General features: G+C 50.1%; 17 protein-coding genes. 9 read left to right on the top strand and 8 right to left on the bottom strand.

Annotated elements, in window-relative coordinates:
- Window positions 1–1,445: 1,445 nt before the first annotated feature.
- From rpsT to B0I18_RS22475, 3 genes are all read right to left on the bottom strand, one after another.
- Entirely contained in the window at window positions 1,446–1,700 is a 255-nt protein-coding gene (gene rpsT, locus B0I18_RS22485; protein ID WP_106525004.1) for a 30S ribosomal protein S20, read from the bottom strand.
- 67 nt (window positions 1,701–1,767) lie between these two features.
- A complete protein-coding gene (locus tag B0I18_RS22480) occupies window positions 1,768–3,075 on the bottom strand; it encodes a lytic transglycosylase domain-containing protein (protein ID WP_106525003.1) in 1,308 nt (435 codons plus the stop codon).
- A 179-nt stretch (window positions 3,076–3,254) separates the two neighbouring features.
- On the bottom strand, window positions 3,255–3,488 hold the full coding sequence (locus B0I18_RS22475; RefSeq protein WP_245882143.1) for a Sec-independent protein translocase subunit TatA/TatB: 234 nt from the start codon (window positions 3,486–3,488) through the stop codon (window positions 3,255–3,257).
- A gap of 356 nt (window positions 3,489–3,844) precedes the next feature.
- On the opposite strand from B0I18_RS22475, the gene B0I18_RS22470 reads away from it, so the two are divergent.
- From B0I18_RS22470 to B0I18_RS22460, 3 genes are all read left to right on the top strand, one after another.
- Window positions 3,845–5,746: a DUF3857 domain-containing protein gene (locus tag B0I18_RS22470; protein WP_181358584.1), complete on the top strand. Its 1,902-nt coding sequence runs from the start codon at window positions 3,845–3,847 to the stop codon at window positions 5,744–5,746.
- A 110-nt stretch (window positions 5,747–5,856) separates the two neighbouring features.
- Window positions 5,857–7,809, top strand: a complete 1,953-nt coding sequence (locus tag B0I18_RS22465; RefSeq protein ID WP_106525001.1) for a DUF3857 domain-containing protein — start codon at window positions 5,857–5,859, stop codon at window positions 7,807–7,809.
- 64 nt (window positions 7,810–7,873) lie between these two features.
- On the top strand, window positions 7,874–8,710 hold the full coding sequence (locus tag B0I18_RS22460) for a DUF4846 domain-containing protein (RefSeq protein WP_181358583.1): 837 nt from the start codon (window positions 7,874–7,876) through the stop codon (window positions 8,708–8,710).
- A gap of 135 nt (window positions 8,711–8,845) precedes the next feature.
- On the opposite strand, the gene B0I18_RS22455 is transcribed toward B0I18_RS22460, so the two are convergent.
- Window positions 8,846–10,039, bottom strand: coding sequence for an acetyl-CoA C-acyltransferase (locus tag B0I18_RS22455; protein WP_106524999.1), 1,194 nt, complete (start codon window positions 10,037–10,039; stop codon window positions 8,846–8,848).
- A gap of 174 nt (window positions 10,040–10,213) precedes the next feature.
- Window positions 10,214–11,404 (bottom strand): glycine C-acetyltransferase, encoded by a 1,191-nt coding sequence (gene kbl, locus B0I18_RS22450; protein WP_106524998.1) that lies wholly within the window; start codon window positions 11,402–11,404, stop codon window positions 10,214–10,216.
- 359 nt (window positions 11,405–11,763) lie between these two features.
- Between kbl and B0I18_RS22445 the strand changes: the two genes are divergently transcribed.
- The 3 genes from B0I18_RS22445 to gldA all read left to right on the top strand — a co-directional run bounded on the left by B0I18_RS22445 (window position 11,764) and on the right by gldA (window position 14,296).
- Window positions 11,764–12,429, top strand: coding sequence for a hypothetical protein (locus tag B0I18_RS22445; RefSeq protein ID WP_146146848.1), 666 nt, complete (start codon window positions 11,764–11,766; stop codon window positions 12,427–12,429).
- Window positions 12,430–12,490: 61 nt separating this feature from the next.
- Window positions 12,491–13,342, top strand: a complete 852-nt coding sequence (ypfJ, locus tag B0I18_RS22440; protein WP_106524996.1) for a KPN_02809 family neutral zinc metallopeptidase — start codon at window positions 12,491–12,493, stop codon at window positions 13,340–13,342.
- 42 nt (window positions 13,343–13,384) lie between these two features.
- Entirely contained in the window at window positions 13,385–14,296 is a 912-nt protein-coding gene (gldA, locus tag B0I18_RS22435; RefSeq protein ID WP_106524995.1) for a gliding motility-associated ABC transporter ATP-binding subunit GldA, read from the top strand.
- A gap of 78 nt (window positions 14,297–14,374) precedes the next feature.
- Here the strand turns inward: gldA and fabD are convergent, their stop codons facing one another.
- On the bottom strand, window positions 14,375–15,256 hold the full coding sequence (gene fabD / locus B0I18_RS22430) for an ACP S-malonyltransferase (protein ID WP_106524994.1): 882 nt from the start codon (window positions 15,254–15,256) through the stop codon (window positions 14,375–14,377).
- Between the two features lie 285 nt (window positions 15,257–15,541).
- Between fabD and B0I18_RS22425 the strand changes: the two genes are divergently transcribed.
- The 3 genes from B0I18_RS22425 (at window position 15,542) to B0I18_RS22415 (ending at window position 18,085) form a co-directional block, all read left to right on the top strand.
- Window positions 15,542–16,219 carry a metal-dependent hydrolase gene (locus B0I18_RS22425; RefSeq protein WP_106524993.1) on the top strand — a complete coding sequence of 226 codons (678 nt, stop codon included), beginning with the start codon at window positions 15,542–15,544 and terminating at the stop codon, window positions 16,217–16,219.
- Window positions 16,220–16,305: 86 nt separating this feature from the next.
- The gene (locus B0I18_RS22420; protein WP_106524992.1) at window positions 16,306–17,130 is read left to right on the top strand and encodes a ParA family protein; all 825 of its coding nucleotides are present in this window, start codon (window positions 16,306–16,308) and stop codon (window positions 17,128–17,130) included.
- Entirely contained in the window at window positions 17,114–18,085 is a 972-nt protein-coding gene (locus tag B0I18_RS22415; protein WP_245882142.1) for a ParB/RepB/Spo0J family partition protein, read from the top strand. Before B0I18_RS22420 ends, B0I18_RS22415 begins: the two co-directional genes overlap by 17 nt.
- Before the next feature lie 490 nt (window positions 18,086–18,575).
- Here the strand turns inward: B0I18_RS22415 and B0I18_RS22410 are convergent, their stop codons facing one another.
- Together B0I18_RS22410 and B0I18_RS22405 are read right to left on the bottom strand one after the other, a co-directional pair.
- Entirely contained in the window at window positions 18,576–19,580 is a 1,005-nt protein-coding gene (locus B0I18_RS22410) for a Gfo/Idh/MocA family protein (RefSeq protein WP_106524991.1), read from the bottom strand.
- Between the two features lie 57 nt (window positions 19,581–19,637).
- The gene (locus B0I18_RS22405; protein WP_106524990.1) at window positions 19,638–19,967 is read right to left on the bottom strand and encodes a DUF4406 domain-containing protein; all 330 of its coding nucleotides are present in this window, start codon (window positions 19,965–19,967) and stop codon (window positions 19,638–19,640) included.
- Window positions 19,968–19,970 lie beyond the last annotated feature (3 nt).

Raw genomic sequence — 19,970 nt, 5'->3', positions numbered from 1 at the left:
ATGTTTGCCGTCATAAAGCGACAATCACCTTTTGTTCCTAATTATATTAGCGTTGCTTAATTTTTTTTTGTTTAAGTGTTGATCTTAGAATACGCCGCGAGAAAACAGGAAATTCACGGGATCACATTCGCCCACCAGGACCTGGTCTTGTAGTATACTTATCCATGCTCCGCTGTTCGTAGCGGGACGCTACAAACAGAACGGAAATACCGGCCAGGAACAGCTCGATGCACAAGCCTGTCCGGGATAGCGCAAGAAAGCCCGCCAGAGGTACTTTAAGCACACTCAAACAAATACTCAGGGAAGAAACACACACAAAAGAAGAATCAAGGCGCGTAATACTTCCTAAAACGACCAGAAAATAGCCCTGACTACATGAGAGCTGCGAGTGGATGGCAGTTTACTCGGTCGTTAGGGATATGCATTTGGTGCTATTTACTGCTGTTGTTGCCTGCCTGCCGCAGGGTCCCTTTGCAGGAGACCCTGCGGCGACATCAAAAAAAAGGTAAGGAAGCATATTGGGCCAGACAAAGCGATCCGGTTAACCTGTTCCTATTTATTTTTTCGCAGCGCCGCGGCCTCCGCGAGAAAACAGGAAATTCACGGGATCACATTCGCCCACCAGGACCTGGTCTTGTAGTATATTTATCCACGCTCCGCTGTTCGTAGCGGGCCACTACGAATAGAAAGGTAGCTACGAATAGGAGGTCGAAAATACCAGCAGGGAACAGCTTGATGTGCAAGCCTGTCCGGGACAGCACAAGGAAGCTCGCCAGAGGCACTTTAAGCACAATCAAACAAATACTCAAAGAAGAACCACAAAAGAAGAATCAGGCACGTAATACGCCCTAAAACGACCAGAAAATAGCCCTGACTATATGAGCTGCGCCTGGGTGGCAGTTTATCTAGCCGGGTGGGGATATGCATTGGGTGCTATTTACTGCTGTTGTTGCCTGCCTGCCGCAGGGTCCCGTTGCAGGGGGCCCTACGGGGACATCTAAAACGATAAAAAAATACGCCTGTTCCAGGCAGCGCAGAAAAAGGCCATTAGGACGCTTTAAATACGCCCAAAACAAACACGCAATAATTCCTACAAAGGAGGAATTGAGGCAGTAATACGCCTTAAAACGACCAGGAAATAGCCCCGGCTATTTGAACTGGATAAGCAGCATAAGCAAGCCGCAAAAGAAAATAAGGAAGAAACGGAAGTGAGCCTGGATCGGCATTGCAAGTGGTGCTGCCGGCACATAACCGCGCACCCGGCAGGACCTCCACAACAAGTGGCGGGCGGGAACAGCAAGATCGCCGGGCAACGCAGGACCCGGGAAGGCTGCATATACCGCAGCAAAAGAAGAAAAGAAAAGAGCAGGCAACAACTACAAAACGACAGCAACCTTAAGCAGTTAAGGTTGCTGTCAAGATATAGTAGTACTGACGAACAAGAATTAAGCTAAAGTGCCTATTTTCCTAGCCAGTTTGGATTTTAAGTTGCTCGCCTTATTCTTATGAATAACGTTGCGTTTGGCCAGTTTGTCGATCATGGAAATAACCTTAGGTAACTCACCCTGGGCTGCTTCTTTTTCTGTAATCTTCAGCAGGTTACGCATCGCGTTACGGGTAGTTTTGCCGTAGTAACGGTTGCGGTCACGACGTTTCAGGCTCTGACGGGTATCCTTTTTGGTAGCTTTATGATTTGCCATTTTTACTTATTATCATTTTATAAAGGAGTGCAAAGGTAATAAAAAGTTTATAAACATCAAAACTTTTTTACAATTGCATATTAGCGGAGGCACGCTCCAGGTAGTCTTTTTTCTCGATAAAGGCATCCAGCTTTTCTTTCGGGATGCGGAAATTATAGGTATTACCGGCTTTATAGGTATCCAGGAAGTCGAAATAATCGTAATTCCATTTACCCAGCATACGACGGTCGATAGACAGTGTGGCGGCAACCAGTTCCAGGTCCAGCGGTGTTTTGATACGCACCATGGCCATTTTCTTTACTTCTTCTTCGCTGAATTTGGACAGGAGCGGATGCGCAAATTTCTTGTCTTTGGCAGCAGCTTCGCCACGGTTCGAGTTGAGCAATGCCCAGTCGAAGTTGGCGGGCATACCGGGCAACAGGAAGTGATTCAAACGCTCCATGATCGTAGCCGTAGCTACGAAGGCCAGTACATGGTTCTGGGTTTCTTTGGGCAGGTAGCTTTTAATAGACCAGAAATCGTCTTTACCGGTACGCTTCATGGCATTAACCACCGGGCGGGGACCACTGTTGTAAGCGGCTACCACCAGCAGCCAGTCATCCAGTTGGTCGTACAGGTAGCTCAGGTATTTGGCAGCTGCCTGTGTAGAGCGGGTAAGGTCCTTGCGCTCGTCCCTGCGGCCGTTTACCGTAAGCCCCATCAGGCGTGCGGTAGACTCCATAAACTGCCAGTAACCAACGGCGCCTACAGGCGAACGGGCGTTCTGCAGCAATGCAGACTCGATAACAGCCAGGTACTTTAATTCTTTGGGGATGGAATATTGTTTGAGCACGCGATCGATCGTGGTAAAGCATTCGGATCTTCCGTTGATGCTGATCAGGCGCTGGCTGAAATGGCCCATGTAGTTTTTTACATAGTTGACCATATAGCCATTCATATTGCCGTAGTAATCGGTTTCGCCGGCGAGGGGTACGGCCTTGAATTTATCATTGGCTTCGTACACACGTTCCGAAGGGCGCAGTGCTGCGAGCCTGGGCTCCTCTTTGGCAATAGGTTTTACCGATGCAGCTGCAGGAGGAAGTTCCTGGGCTTTGCGGTTATCGGCAACATTCGTGTTTTTGGATTTAACCTCTGAAGCAGGCGTACCGGAAATTACTTTACCGTTGCCGTTCATGGTAAAAGGAAGGGCCTTTGCCGCCATCATACTATCCATATGGGCTTTCTGGGCATTGACCTTATTGTTATTACTTTCGGCCCGTTCGCTGCTTTCCAGCATCGCCAGACGTTTACCGTCCGAGTTGATCCGGGGCCCCTGCGCGCTTGCGGCGAGCGGGGAAGTTAATACAATTGCATAGAAAATTTTTTTCCATTGCATGGGCTAATTCTTAGTTTTTTAGCGTTACACATGCAACCGGATATATAAACCGGCCGTTTTAATTTTTAGTCATGTATAGCCTGGGTGACCATATCACACGACTATCTAAAAGCACGAGGCAAACGGATCGCCTGGTGCCTTAAAAGTTGAACAGGAGGGTTACGGGAGGGGTGTCTGTATTATGCGTCTTGCTGCGGGGTAGTCGTTTTTGTTTCCTTCATTCCGGTCTCGATCTCTTTCTTGATACCGTCTTTAGCGTCATTAAATTCGCGAATGCCTTTGCCAATGCCCTTTGCCAGCTCAGGAATTTTTTTCCCGCCAAAAAGGATGATCACCACCAAAACGATCCACAACCATTCCATTCCGCTTGGCATAGAAAGCAACATCACGGGATTCATTGATAAAACTGTCATTACTATTTAATTTTTGGATTGAAGCAATAAATACAAAGATAAAAGTTTTTATAAGAAAGGGAAGCTTTTTTCAGGTTTTAAACTGTTAATTCCGGCAATAAATTATGCACTCCAGGCTAGCCAACTGGTAACAATCACGTAATTCATAATAAAATAACAAACTATATGGCAAATAAAAAAATAAAAAAAATTGTTAAACAAAAAGAAGAAACAAAATATATTTGCATTTTATTAACTGACCTATCCCTTTTAAAATGCACCCATTTGTAAGCAAAGCCGCTCTGGCAAGCGCTTTCTGCCTTGTTATGCAAGGCGCGACTGCACAAAATAAAGCATCGCTGACCGATCCTGCCCAAATGAAAACCTTATTGCAAAAGTCTGTTTTCGACATAGATACCTCGGCCAAAGCGGTTATTATTTATGAAAAAGGCTGGTTTGAAAGCTTCGAAAGCGCCCCCGTTTACAAGCTCGAACGCATTGTAAAAATAATCGGCAAAGATGCCGTAGATGATTTTGCCAGGATCAGCGTACCCGCCTCAAAACGGTCGCTGGTAAGAAAAGTGACCGGCGAAACCTATAACCTGGAAAACGGCGAGATCGTCAAACAATCGGTAGAAAAAGCAGACCTGATTAAAGAAAAAATTACCGCCAATACCAGGGTGACCAAGTTTGCCCTGCCCGGTGTTAAAACCGGATCGGTTGTGCATTATGTCTACCAGATCGATAATACCGGGTATGGCCTGCCCTCCTGGGATTTCCAGAATAGTTATCCAACATTATATTCCGAATACGAGATCAATATACCAACGATCCTGAAGTATTCTTCCGTATCCAATACTTCGGTGCCCTTTAAAGAAGTAACCCGGCAGAGAAGCTTAGAGGACTGCAATGCCTGCCTGTATAACTCGGCAAATGGTAACCTGGGCCGGCAAACCTCGATATGGGTGCGCAGGAATATACCGGCATTCCGTACAGAACCGTTTATGAGCGCCGATGCCAATTATCTCGAACGCGTAAAACCTACGGTTACATCATTGGAGTATCCCGGCTACCAGTTTTTGCTGGATAACTGGGAACATGCTACGGAGAATGTCTATTACAAAAACGACGAATCCTGCGGCCAGGTTTTTAAAGGTAATGCCTTCCTGCTCGACCCGGTAAACCAGATCATAGCCGGTAAAAACGGCGACCTGGAAAAGGCTAAAGCTATTTATGCTTTTGTACGGGACCACATTACCCTTAAAGAAGAATCGTTTAATGATTACAAAGCGCTGTCTGATATCAGCGAAGTGTACAAGCGTAAAGAAGGTAACAGCGAAGGCATTAACCTGCTGCTGATCGCCATGCTCCGCAAAGCCAGCCTCGAGGCCGAACCTGTAGTACTGGCCACGCGCGCATCGGAACGCCTGCACTCCTTCATCGTCGATATAAATGCGATCGATTACATGATCGGTATTGTGAAAATAGGCGGACAGGATTATGTACTGGACGCCTCTGATAAGTATATGCCCTTTGGTACGCTGCCCCTGTCCTGCTATAACGGTTACTGCAGGATCGTGAGCAAAAAACCGGATGCGGTAGAACTGCACCCCGATGGGCTGACGGATAAAACGACCACGATCGTAAGCCTGGCCCCGGTAAAAGATAAACTGTTGCTTAAAGTAGAACAAAAATTAGGCAACGTATCCGGCACGCTGCTGCGTAACGAGTTAAAGGAAGATACGGCCAAACTGAAAGAGAAGATACAAAAAGGATTGAGTAAACTGAGTACCCCCCTCCAACTGAAACAGTACTCCGTTAACAGCCTGAAGAATGCCGATCTGCCATTGGTGATCCGCTATGAAGCGGAACTCCCCTGGAATGCGGACAAAGACCTGGTGTACCTCGATCCTTATTTCGATAAGTTGTGTGAGCAAAACCCCTTCACGCTCACTACCCGTAAGTTCCCTATAGAATTGGGTTACCTCAGCGACAACAAATATGTATTCAACTTCCAGGTGCCCGAAGGTTACGAGGTCGATGATTATCCTAAATCGTCGGTGCTTAAATTAAGCCAGGAAGGACTGATGCAGTTGAAAAATACCCTGGTATACGATGCCGAAAATAAAACCTTTAGCATTAATTGTCATTTTAACCAGAAGACAACCGTGTATACGGCAGACAACTATAACCAGGTCCGCACTTTTTACGACAACGTGATTGCGGAACAGAAAAAGAAAATCGTATTAAAGAAAAACACTCCGGCGCAAGTCCATTAAATACCCGGTAATACCACAGGACGGGTAGCCCTTACCGCTAAGGTATACCTGGGGCTTGTTCCGCCTGTCCTTCGCGACCAGGCTTGTTTTATGCTCAATTAAAAATCACCATGATCACCCTACGTTTAAAAGCGCTGTTCTTTTCTGCGCTTATCGTCATCACGGGTTCTGCCGCCTTTGCCAAACAGGATGACAACCCTGCGCTTGCAGCCAGCGCCATTCCCGCTGCTCTTAAAACCAATGCCCATGCGGTAATACGGTATGCCAACACCGAAGTTTCCGTGGAATCCCTGAACCGGGTAAAATATAAACGGAGTTATGCGGTTACCATCCTGGATGAACAGGGCAAAGCAGCGGCCAACCTGATGGAGCAGTATAGCCAAATGATCAGGATACAAAACATTGAAGGGGCGCTTTATGATGCATCGGGCAAGATGCTCCGGAGCCTGAAGGAGAAAGATATTTTCGATCGCTCCACCTACCAGATGAGTGGCGCCTTTCACAGCGATGAAAGGATTAAAGCCTACAGCTTCAATCATACGGTTTACCCCTACACGGTATATTTCGAAATCGACGAAACCCTATCGACGACATTTTTCATGCCGCGCTGGAGCCCGCAGCCAGGCAACGATTATGCCGTGGAGCAGGCCCAGTTCAGCCTGAGCTACGCCCCGGAGTTCAAGGTCAGGTATAAAGAGTTATTGCTGCCACCCGGCGCCCGGAAAGATGGCAAAGATGCCCAGGGCCGCCCCCTGGTTAGCTGGCAGGTACGTAATATTGCTGCGTACAAAACACAGCCCCTCTCTTCCTCCGACAACTATGATCGTCCGACGGTATTACTTGCCCCGGGCGATTTCCAGCTGATGGATTATAAAGGGAATATGAACAGCTGGAACAGCCTTGGCCTGTTCAGCTACCAACTGAACGACGGCCGCAGCCAACTGCCCGAAGACAAGAAAGCCCTGGTACAGTCTATAATCGGTACAGAAAAAGACACCTATAAAAAAGTACAGTTGCTGTATGCCTACATGCAGCAGAACACCCGTTATGTGCTCAACGCCTATGGCATATCCGGCTGGCAGACGTTCGACGCTGCCCATGTAGCGCATAATGGCTATGGCGACTGCAAGGGACTTACCAATTACCTGAAAGCGCTGCTTGCCGAAGCGGGCATCAAATCCTATGCAGCGCTGGTATCGGCGGGAGACGATTATTACCGGCTGGACGAACAGTTCCCCGCCAATAATTTCAACCATGTGATCCTCTGTGTACCGCAGGCTAAGGACAGCATCTGGGTAGAGTGTACGAGCCAGGAATTACCTGCGGGATACCTCGGCTCCTTTACGCAAAACAGGAAAGTATTGCTGGCCACGGAAACCGGAGGTTACCTCTGCAATACCCCTTTCTATGGCAAGGATAAAAACTACCTGGTAAGGAAGATCAGCGTCCGCATCGACCCGGCAAGCGAGCAGCAACAGGTAACCATGCAGCATACCTATAGCGGGTTACTCGGCGACGATATCGCATCGATCGTAAAAAACAAACCGAAAGACCAGGTCAGGGAATGGCAGAATACGCGGTTCTCCTTCCCCTCCTACGGGATCAACGACTATAGCTACGTATTTACCGGTAATAACGGCATACCCGCGCTGGAGGAAAATGTAACGGCTACGGTTTCCGGCGTTATTACCAGTACCCAGAAACGGACATTCCTGAATATAGGCTGGTTGCAGAACCCGCTGACAGAAGTGCTGCAGAACGAGCCCCGTACCCTGCCGCTCGTGCTCCGGAAATCGTTCCGTATTACCGATTCGCTGCTGGTGACCCTTCCGGAGGGTAGCCAGATCGAGTCCCTGCCTGAAGGTAAAAGCATCGATTACCCCTTTGCCAGTTACCGCCTGCGTTTCGAAAAACGGGCCGGCGAGGTGATCGCGATCCGCAATTATGAACAGAGTGCCGGTGTATATAAACCGGAGGTGTTTGCCGACTACCAAAACCTCTACCAGGAGCTTAACCGGCAAAAGGAAGATATGAATATCGTATTGCTCAATAAGACCCCTTAAGCCTTCTGATGGTTTTATGGAATATCCCGGCTGCCGTGTCTGTATAAAAAAACAGACCATGCGCATGTTCGGGATATTTCTTTTTATCGCCGGCCTGAGCGCCTGTAAGCCTGCGGCAGACCCGCATCTGCCCCGGCAAAATACAAGCGCTACGCCTGCTGCAACAGCAGCGTCTAAAGTAGGCGCGATACCGCTACCTGCGGGTTATGTAAGACTGCCCCAGGCCGAAAACTCCTATGGCAGCTGGCTGCGCAACCGTCCCCTGAAAAAAGACAATACCGTATACCTCTATAACCGCAAGCCCAAAAACAACCAGGATGCGCAATACGCGGTGCTCGATATCGATGTGGGCAATAAGGACCTGCAACAATGCGCTGATGCCGCTATACGCCTGCGGGCCGACTATCTCTATGCCCGCCGGCAATATGATGCGATCGCTTTTCTTTTTACCAACGGGTTTAACTGCGACTACCGGCATTATGCCTCGGGCTACCGGCTACAGGTAACGAACCGCGGCTGTACCTGGATTAAGAAAAGCGGGGAAGACTTCAGTTATGCGACCTTCCGGCAGTACCTAGACCTGGTTTATAGTTATGCCGGTACACAATCGCTGCAACAGCAACTACGCCCGGTCCCCTTTACCGGTATCCGGCCGGGGCATGTGTTGCTCCAGTCCAGGCAGCCTTACGGACATGCAGTAACGGTAATGGACATGGCGTACCAGCCCGGCACCGGCGATACCATCTTCCTGCTGGCCCAAAGTTATATGCCGGCGCAGGACATCCATATCCTCAAAAACCCCGCGCATAAAAACCTGTCACCCTGGTATTCCGTGCGGTTCAGCGGCAACCTGGAAACACCGGAATGGACCTTTACGGCCGCCGACCTGAAAAGCTTTTAATACCGACGCTATACACCAATAACGATACAAGCCGCCCCTATACCTGCACTAGTGCTACGTTGGAGATAGTTCACAAAAAACGGCCGCTTCCCCCTGGGGAAGCGGCCGCAATGATCAGTAGATTTTAATACCGGTTTAGAGTGCTTCGTAAATGATCGCAGCACCCTGCCCTACACCGATACACATAGTAGCCAGGCCATACCGTACGTTACGGCGTTTCATTTCGTGCAGTAAGGTAGCAGAAATACGCGCACCGCTGCAACCCAGGGGGTGACCGAGTGCAATGGCGCCACCGTTTACGTTCACGATCTCCGGGTTGATCTTCAGGTCGCGGATCACGGCCAGCGACTGCGAAGCAAAAGCCTCGTTCAACTCAGCCAGGCCGATATCGTCGATAGTAAGACCAGCACGCTGTAAAGCCTTTTCGGTAGCAGGCACAGGGCCTATACCCATTATTGCAGGATCTACACCGGCTATGGCGCGGCTTACAATGCGTGCCATAGGCTTCAGGTTATATTGTTTTACGGCAGCCTCGGATGCCAGCAACAAAGCTGCAGCGCCATCGTTGATACCACTGCTGTTGCCCGCCGTTACACTCCCGTCTTTTACGAATGCAGGTTTCAGTTCGGCCAGTTTGTCCATGGGCGATAAACGCGGATGTTCGTCTTTGTCGAACACGGTTGTTTTGCCCTTACCCAGTTCGATGGTAACCGGCGCCAGCTCGTCGGCAAACTTACCGGCTTCATGAGCTTTCTGGTATTTTTCCTGGCTGTCAAAAGCAAAGCGGTCCTGCTCTTCGCGGCTGATGCTCCATTGTTTGGCCACGTTCTCTGCTGTTTCACCCATGGTATACGGATGGTACAGCGCCGATAATTTAGGGTTGATAAACCGCCAGCCCATGGTGGTATCGAACATTTGTTGTCCGCGGCCAAAGGCGCCTTCGGCTTTACCCATTACAAAAGGGGCGCGGGTCATGCTTTCTACGCCACCGGCAATAAAGAGTTCGCCTTCGCCGCACTGGATGGCGCGGCTGGCGTCCATAATAGCCTGCAGGCCGGATGCACAAAGACGGTTAACCGTGTTGCCGCCTACGGTAATAGGCAACCCCGCCAGCAACGCCGACATACGGGCTACATCGCGGTTATCTTCGCCGGCCTGGTTGGCTGCGCCGGCAATCACGTCTTCGATAGCATTTACATCTACCGAAGGATTGCGGGCTACCAGGGCCTTAATCACGTGGGCGAGCATATCGTCCGGGCGCACTGTGCTTAATGTTCCGCCATACTTGCCTATGGGCGTGCGTACGGCATCAATGATATAAACTGACATTTGAGGAAAGATATTAGATTTCAGATAAAAGACATAGGATTTATGAGCGGTTGTTTTCCGGTTGGTTATCTTTAACGCCTGCCGTGTTGGCTAAATGTCATTTTTTAGCATCCATTTATCTACACGTTCCGGGTCTACCCCAACTCCGATGCCTCCTTAAACTTTAACGCGGAATTACTTGATTACCCCCAGCTCTTTACCTACTTTGGTAAATGCGGCAATAGCGGTATCCAGGTGGTGCTGATCGTGCGCGGCCGAGATCTGTACCCGGATACGGGCTTGCTCTTTAGGCACTACCGGGAAGAAGAAGCCGATTACATAGATGCCTTCTTCCAGCAGGCGGGCAGCCATTTTCTGCGCCAGTACCGCATCATACAGCATGATCGGCGTGATAGGGTGCGTACCGGGTTTGATATCAAATCCTGCTTCGGTCATTTTCTTGCGGAAGTACAGGGCATTGTTCTCCAGTTTATCGCGCAGTTCGGTGGTTTCGCTCAGCATATCCAGCACAGCGATAGAAGCGCCTACTACCGAAGGAGCAACGGTATTGCTGAACAGGTAAGGCCTGCTGCGCTGGCGCAGCATTTCGATCACTTCTTTCTTACCGCTGGTAAAACCGCCGGAGGCGCCGCCCAGGGCTTTGCCCAGTGTGCCGGTAATAATATCTACACGGCCCATTACACCGCAAAGTTCGTGTACGCCACGCCCGGTCTTACCCATAAAACCGGAAGAGTGGCTTTCGTCGATCATAACGATGGCATCGTATTTATCGGCCAGGTCGCAGATCTGGTCCAGCGCGGCAATGGTACCGTCCATAGAGAATACGGAGTCGGTAACGATCAGGCGGGTACGGGCATCTTTATGTTCGATCAGGCGGGCTTCGAGCTCCGCCATATCGTTGTTCTTGTAACGGGCGCGTTTGGCTTTACACAGCCTTACGCCATCGATAATAGAAGCGTGGTTGAGTTCGTCGGAGATAATCACATCCGCTTCGCCCAGCAGGGGTTCGAATACACCGCCGTTGGCATCGAAGCAGGCCACGTACAATATCGTGTCTTCTGTGCCCAGGAATTGGGCGATCTTTTGTTCCAGCTCTTTGTGGATGTCCTGCGTACCGCAGATAAAACGTACAGAGCTCATACCATAACCGCGGTCGTCGATCGTCTTTTTCGCGGCTTCCAGTACTTTGGGATGCGAAGACAGGCCGAGGTAGTTATTGGCGCAAAAATTAAGCACCTGCTTTCCGTTTACAGTGATCTCCGGGCCCTGCTCAGAAGCGATAACGCGTTCGGATTTAAACAGGCCGTTGGTTTTGATCTCTTCCAGTTCGTTCTGGATACGGGTATAAAATGGTTTGCTTGACATAAGAGCGTAAAAATTTGCGGCAAAGCTAAGCAATTACGGCATAGCGCGGCATTTTAGCCGGTAGATTTAGCGGCATATTTATGTTGCCTGCCGGGCTTAAATAACAGGGAAATAGTAACTTCGCGCCGGCTATACGTCATGCAAGGGGGGCCTGGCTGGCGCAGGGGCCATCACAATCGGCAATAAACAGGTGATTTCAGGATACATATAGCCGGCATGGCATAAATCCCCTGCCCCGGCAGACTATGGGAAAAGAAATCCCCGTTTTTAAACTATCCGGCAACGGGAGCATCTATGATGGGATGTTTGCCCCGGTTACCGCAGCAGCATTTAATACCTTATTCAATAAACGATACCGCATGCAATTTTTAAAATCCCTGGCCGTCGTAAGCGCCTTCAGCCTTATTACCCCGGCTTATGCCCAGCAGAAGTTTACTGAAGGAACCATCGAATATACCATATCGATCAACGGTCCTGCCCCTACGGATTATAGTAACCCGGGCCTGAGCAAGGCCGGCACCCTGCTGTTCAGTATCAAGGACAACAATGTACGCCAGGACCTGAAACTGGAAGATGGTTATACCTATTCCCGGATCGGTAATTTCACGACCGAAAAAGATATCATCCTGCAAACGCTGAATACCATAAACTACGCGATAGAAACCGATCTTAAAAGCCTGAAAGCCAAAGCCGGCGCTTATTATGGCGCAAAGCTGGAAACCACAGGCAATACCCGAAAGGTAAACGACCTGGAGGCGCAGGAAGCCCTGCTTAAATACAAAGACGGGACCTCGATGCGCTTTTTTTACCACAAAGACTACGAACTGCCCCATCCCGAGATCTTTGAACGCATGCCGGAACTGAAGGGCATTCCCGCCCTGTTCGACGTGCCCATGAGCAACGGGTATGTAACTCACTTCGAACTGCGCCGCATTACCCCCGGCCCGGTAGGGAATACCATTTTCCGCGTACCGGAAGGTTACCGTATCATTTCCAAAAAAGAATATGATAAATTGACGAACTAGTATTGTATTTTTGTTGCATCCGCATAAAAAATAATCTGTAACAAATAAAATCAATAGAGTTATGCGTTGGAGAGGCGAGCGCGAAAGCGATAACGTAGAAGATCAACGGGGCATGTCGGGCGGTGGCAAAGTAGCCATTGGCGGCGGTATCGGCGCCATTATCGTACTGGTGCTGGGCCTGCTTACCGGCAAAGATCTCTCGTCCCTGTTGCCGTTTTTACAGGGCGACCAAGCCGCTACGGAGCAAACGAATGGACCGCGTCAACCGCGCCCCGACGATTCCACCGCGCAATTCGTAAGCGTAGTGCTGGCCAGTACCGAAGACGTATGGACGGAACTGTTTACCGCCAACGGCGAACAATACCAGAAACCGAAGCTCCGCATTTTCGAAACCAGTACGCAAAGTGCCTGTGGCGGCGCCTCGTCGGCCATGGGTCCCTTTTACTGCCCTGCCGATCAGCGGGTATACATCGACCTCTCTTTCTGCGACGAACTGCGGACCAAATTCCGGGCGCCGGGCAACTTTGCCGTAGCCTATGTCGTAGCGCACGAAGTGGGGCATCATGTACAAAACCTGATGGGCATATCGGAACAGGTACAACGCCAGCGTGCACGCCTGAGCGAAGCCGATTACAACAAGTTATCCGTTAAACTGGAACTCCAGGCCGATTTCCTGGCGGGCGTATGGGCCTACCATGCCAACCGTACGCGCAGGCTGATCGAGCCCGGCGACCTGGAAGCCGCACTTACCGCAGCCAACGCGATCGGCGACGACAAACTGCAAAAAGAAGCACAGGGTTATATTGTACCCGATGCCTTTACCCATGGTACCTCCCAGCAACGGATGTACTGGTTTAAAAAAGGTTTCGAAACCGGGGACCTCTCCCAGGGCAAATTCCAGGATATCCGGTAAAACAGGAAGCGGTCCATTCAACTATACGACGATCATTTACACATGTCCATAAAAGTAGCACACCTCAGCAAAGTATTCGGCGAGCAAACAGCAGTAAACAATATATCCTTTGAAATAGGCAGCGGCGCCGTCGTTGGTTTTCTCGGGCCCAATGGCGCCGGCAAGTCCACGACGATGAAAATGCTGAGCACTTATATCAGCCCTACCTCCGGCAAGGCCGAAGTATGCGGTTTCGACGTAAGCGCCCAGGCCATGGACGTACGCCGGCAACTGGGTTACCTGCCCGAAAGCAATCCCCTGTACTACGATATGTATGTAAGGGAATACCTCGAATTTGCCGCGGGCGTACACCGGCTGGATAAGGTAAAAAACCGGGTGGATGATATGATCGCCAGGACCGGCCTGCAAAAAGAAGTAAAGAAAAAGATCGGTACGCTGTCCAAGGGATACAAGCAGCGTGTAGGCCTGGCGCAGGCCATGATCCACGACCCTAAGGTGCTGATCCTCGATGAACCTACCAGCGGCCTGGACCCCAACCAGATCGTAGATATCCGCGACCTGATTATAGAACTGGGCCGCGAAAAAACCGTGCTGTTATCGACCCACATCATGCAGGAAGTGCAGGCCATGTGCAGCCGGGTAATCATTATCAATAACGGTAACCTCGTGGCCGACGACGCCATAGGCAATATCCAGAGTGGCAAGCAACAGCAGGCAGGCCTTATTGTCGAATTCGACAAACCTGTGCCCGAACAAAGCCTGTTGCAGTTAAAGCAGGTAAATGCCGCATTGGCGCTGGGCGACAACCGCTGGCAGTTGCAGACGCAGCAACCCGAACTGCTGCGCAAAGAGCTGATGGCCTGGTCGCTGCAGCAGGACATAGCCCTGCTGAGCCTGCAAAATAGCAGCCAGTCGCTGGAAGAGGTATTCCGCGACCTGACCCGCAATAAATAAGCAACAGCTTTGCCTGACATAAAAAAAGTCCGTTGCTCCCTGGAGCAACGGACTTTTTTTACCTGGAACAGGTACCGCTTAGTTGATACCGGCGGTAACGGACTCTTTATTGATCTTTTTAACCAGGCCCTGCAGCACATTACCCGGACCACATTCGGTAAAGCTAGCCGCCTCGTCGGCCACCATGTTCTGGATGGTCTGCGTCCAGCGTACCGGCGCAGTAAGCTGGTTGATCAGGTTTTCTTTGATCTTTACCGGGTCGGTATAAGGTTTCGCGTCTACATTCTGGTAAACAGGACAAACCGGCTCGCGGAATTCCGTTTGTTCGATAGCCTCCTGCAGTTCCTGACGGGCAGGTTCCATAAGCGGTGAGTGGAACGCGCCACCAACCTGCAATACCAGCGCACGTTTGGCGCCTGCCGCCTTCATGGCTTCGCAGGCCTTATCGATACCGGCAATGCTGCCGGAAATAACCAGCTGCCCAGGACAGTTGTAGTTGGCAGGTACCACCACTTCGTCGGTAATACCAGCGCATACTTCTTCCACTTTGGCATCTTCCAGGCCAAGAATCGCGGCCATGGTAGAAGGATTCAGTTCGCAGGCCTTCTGCATGGCATCCGCACGGCGGGCTACCAGCTTAAGCCCATCTTCAAAGCTCAGTGCGCCTGCAGCCACCAGTGCCGAAAATTCGCCCAGCGAGTGTCCCGCAGTCATATCCGGCACGAGGTCGGGCTGCACGAGATAAGCGATCACAGAGTGCAGGAATACCGCAGGTTGCGTTACTTTGGTCTGCTTCAGCTCTTCTTCCGTTCCGGAAAACATAATGTCGGAAATACGGAACCCGAGAATTTCATTGGCCTGTTCGAACAGGTCTTTGGCTTTTTTATCAGATTCGTATAACGCTTGACCCATTCCGTGAAACTGGGCGCCCTGACCGGGAAAAATGTAGGCTTTTTTCATATGTATATTCAAAAATATGTTTACGACGGGTACTCCGGTAGCTAACAAAAGGCGTTTTCCACAATCAAACCCCTGCTATATTTCCATAATATATCCATCAAATCTGCTGCAATGTTACTATCAATAGCGCAATTTCACAAAGGATTTTACTTGAATTGCCATCGGGGAAAATTGTAATTTATCCACAATCAACCAAAAAGTCATTCTTAGAGCGTATTTTTGTAGCAGGTCTTCGTACCTTTTTATTCTATTTCGAACCAAGCAAACAACCATACCGGTATACCGATGAAGTTCACGTTTTATGGCCATGCCTGTTTTGCCGTTGAGGTATCAGGCAAAAAATTACTGTTTGATCCATTCATTACCGGCAACGAGCTGGCTAAAGATATCGATATCAATACAATAGAAGCGGATTACATCCTGGTATCCCACGGGCACGGCGACCATGTTGCCGACCTGATGGCGATTGCCCGTAATACCGGCGCTACCGTGGTATCCAACGCTGAAATTACGACCTGGGTTCAACAGCAGGGTTATGATAAGGTTCACCCGATGAACTTCGGCGCCCGCCAGTTTGATTTCGGTAAGGTGCATTATGTGCCTGCAGCGCACAGCAGTGGTTTGCCCGATGGCAGCTACGGCGGTAATCCCGGCGGTTTTGTGATCAAAACCGACAGCATTAATTTTTACTATTCGGGCGATACCTGCCTGACCATGGATATGCAACTGATACCGCGTTATGCCAAACTGGATGTGGCTATTATGCCCGTGGGCGGCAACTTTACTATGGATGCGGAAGAAGCGGTTATCGCTGCCGATTTCGTACAGTGTAACAAAGTTGTAGGCATTCACTTCGATACCTTCGGGTATATCGTGATCGATAAGAACAAGGCGCAACAGGTATTTAAAGATGCCGGCAAAGAACTGATCCTGCCCGAAATAGGCGCGACGATAGAACTGTAGTACCAGGGGCATTGTCCCTGGCGAGCAACAACAAAATCACAATCAGTCCCGCACCCAACAGGCGGGACACCTGATATCAAGATAAGATGGCAAAGATAATAGCGATAGCGAATCAAAAAGGTGGCGTAGGCAAAACAACGACAGCAATCAATCTTGCTGCGAGCCTTGCCGTCCTGGAATATAAGACACTGCTTGTAGATGCGGATCCGCAGGCAAACAGTACGACGGGAAACGGTTTTGATCTGAAGAATATCCAGGTAAGCCTTTACGACTGCATCGTAAACGAGATGCCCGTATCGCAGGCCATGCTGGAAACAGAGACGCCTAACCTGTACCTGCTGCCCTCGCACCTCGACCTCGTGGGTGCGGAGATCGAGCTGATCAATCATCCGAACCGCGAACACGTGATGAAACTGGCGCTCGAAGCAGAGAAAAAGAATTTCGATTTTATCATTATCGATTGCTCCCCCTCGCTCGGCCTCATTACCGTAAATGCGCTTACTGCCGCCGACTCGGTAGTGATCCCGGTACAGTGCGAATACTTCGCCCTGGAAGGTTTAGGCAAACTGCTGAATACGATCAAGATCGTGCAAACCCGCATCAATACCGAGCTCCAGATCGAAGGTATCCTGATGACGATGTACGATGGCCGCCTGCGCCTGAGTAACCAGGTGGTAGAAGAGATCAAGAATCACTTTGAAGATATGGTATTCAATACCATCATTCACCGCAACACCCGCCTGGGCGAAGCGCCCAGCTTCGGCAAGCCTGTACTGATGTACGATACCGACAGTACAGGTTCCGTAAACTACCTGAACCTGGCCAAAGAGATCCTGCAGAAGAACAACCTGACCAAAATTAAAAACGAGGATAAAATATTCGAACCGGACGAGCATGGTACAAGCAACTAATACCGACGAGAAAGTGAAAGAAAACGCGAACATGACAAATTCCAACAATAAGAAAAAAGCATTGGGCCTGGGCATCAAAGCCCTGCTTAATAATATTGACGAAGAGCTGAAAGCTACTTCAGAAGCGGTTCCGGCGGCAGCCAAACCGGCTTCTGCCACGGTAGCCGTGGGAGGACGTATTCCCGTAGACCAGATCGAAGTAAACCCCAAGCAGCCCCGCCACGATTTTGACGAGCAGGCTTTGAAAGAGCTGTCGGAAAGTATTGCCCTGCACGATATCATACAGCCGATAACCGTAGCCAAAATGGCAAATGGCAAATACCGGCTGATATCGGGCGAACGCCGTTTCCGTGCTTCCAAAATGGCCGGACTGAAAGATATACCGGCGTATATCCGTACTGTAGACGACCAGGAACTGCTGGAGCTGGCCCTGCTGGAAAACCTGCAACGCGAAAACCTGAATGCCATGGAGATCGCGCTCAGTTATAAAAGACTGATGGACGAATGTACCCTGACCCAGGAACAGGTGGCAGAACGCATGAAGAAAGAACGCAGCACGGTAACCAATTACCTGCGCCTGCTGAAACTGCCGCCCGATATCCAGAAATCGGTACGCGACGGACAGCTGAGCATGGGTCATGCCCGCGCCATCATAAGCCTCGAAAATGTGGACGAGCAGTTGTACGTACACCGCGAAGTGATCCAGAAAGGCCTTTCTGTGCGCCAGGTGGAACAACTGGTCAAAAACATGATACAGGAAAAGAAACCGCTGGACAAAAATGCCCCGGTTATTCCCAAACTGCCACCGGCCTACAAACGTATCGAAGATAATATGGCCTCCCATTTCGCCACCCGTGTATCGCTGAGCCGTAAGAAAAACGGTAAAGGTTCGATCCAGATCGAGTTCTACAGCGATGAAGACCTGGAAAGGATCATGGATGCGATGAAGATCTGAGGATAGCAAACAACTTATAAAAAAGACAGGCGTCAATGACGCCTGTCTTTTTTAGTATCACTCCGGTAAAGCCGGCTAATTGATGAGCTCCTTCGCTGCGCTCAGGATGACAGGCTTTCTCCTGGTGCTTGATGTTTTACACGCTGATAAAGCCGGCTAACGGATGAGATCCTTCGCGATGCTCAGGATGACAATCGTCCTCTTGGTACTTGCTACTTGATACCAGATACTAAAAAAAGGAGATTCTTCGCTGCGCTCAGGAGACAGGCTTTCCCCTGGTGCTTGATGCTTTACACGCTGATAAAGCCGGCTAACGTATAAGCTCCTTCGCGATGCTCAGGATGACAGCCTTCCGCTTGATACTTGATACCTGATACTAAAAAAGGAGCTCCTTCGCTACGCGCAGGATGACAATCGTCCTTTTGCTACTTGAGACTTGATACCTGATACTAGAAAAAGGAGCTCCTTCGCTGCGCTCAGGATGACAGTCTTACTCCTCAACGGCGGCGTACATCATTTCGATAATCTTTACCACTTCCCTGCCCTCTTCGGCGCCGGTCATCACGGGTTGGTTATGATGCAATACATCCACCACATTCTGGATTACTTTGTCGTGGTTGCTCATCGACCCCTTGTACAGGCCATAGTCATTCTCCTTTGCTACGATATTGATCTGGGGCAGCTCTTCGCCGGCGATACACTGGTATTCGAGGGTATTCAGGTATTGTCCGCCTATCTTAAGTGTCCCGTTCTCGGCCAGGATCGTAATGGAGCCTTCCATGTTTTTCTCATAGGCACAGGTCGAGAAATTAAAATTGATGATGGCGCCGTTTGCAGCTTTCATTACGAAGCTGCCGCTATCTTCAAATTCGGTATTGGATTGGTGCGCAAAATTGGCAATCCTGCCCGAGGCCTCTGTAACCGGGCCATTGAGGTAATACAGGATATCGATAAAGTGGCTGAACTGGGTATACAGGCAACCACCATCTTTGGCTTTCTTACCGCGCCAGTCGCTTTGTGCATAATAAGCGGCGCCCCGGTTCCAGAAGCAGTTTACCTGCATCATAAACACACGGCCCAGCCTGCCGGAAGCGATCAGGTCTTTAACTGCGGCCACCGGCGGGTTATAACGGTTTTGCTTTACTGCAAAAATGATACGGTCGTTGCGCTGCGCAGCCTCGATCATTTCGTCCGACTCGGCTGTGCTCATCGCCATCGGTTTCTCCACCACCACATGTTTGCCGGCGTTCAGCGCGGCCACGGTATGCGCAGCATGTAGATAGTTGGGAGTACAGATACAGATCACATCGGCTGTGGTGGCCGAAAGCAGGTCTTCCACGTTGGGGTAAAAAGAAATTTCTTTATCCGGCAATTCATCGACGATATCGGTGTTGATATCGCAGATCGCAACCAGTTGGGTCGCTTTATTGTTCCTGATATGCTCTGCATGCCTGCGGCCGATATGGCCAAATCCTATTATCGCAAACTTAATCATGGTTCTCTTTTATCATGCATCCTCGCAGGGATGCGTAAAATACGCACTGGTAGCGGCTTACAGCGCCGCATCTATTTCATCAATATGGTTAAAGACCGGTAGCCCTTTGCCCGCCACCAGGTCGCGTTCCCGGTTGGCGCCCGGGCTTTCGGCCAACAGCAGCAATGCTTCGCAACGGTCGATCACTGCCATGGATATGTCCATAACGGCTTTATAGGTATCTATGCCCGCAGCCTGCGCTACTACCGGCAAGGCTGCATTAACACCGATCAGCGGGATATGTCCTTTGGCAAGCAATTGCGCCGCTGCCTGGTTCATACGGTCCAGGTTATGTTGCCGCTCCGCTGCTGTGGCTGCGGAGTAAGGCCCTGCTACACCTATAATCATAGT

It is taken from the genome of Taibaiella chishuiensis (genome assembly GCF_003014535.1).
Lineage (GTDB): Bacteria > Bacteroidota > Bacteroidia > Chitinophagales > Chitinophagaceae > Taibaiella > Taibaiella chishuiensis.
The sequence above is the reverse complement of the archived record's forward strand: the minus strand, read 5'-3'. Positions and strand labels throughout refer to the sequence as shown.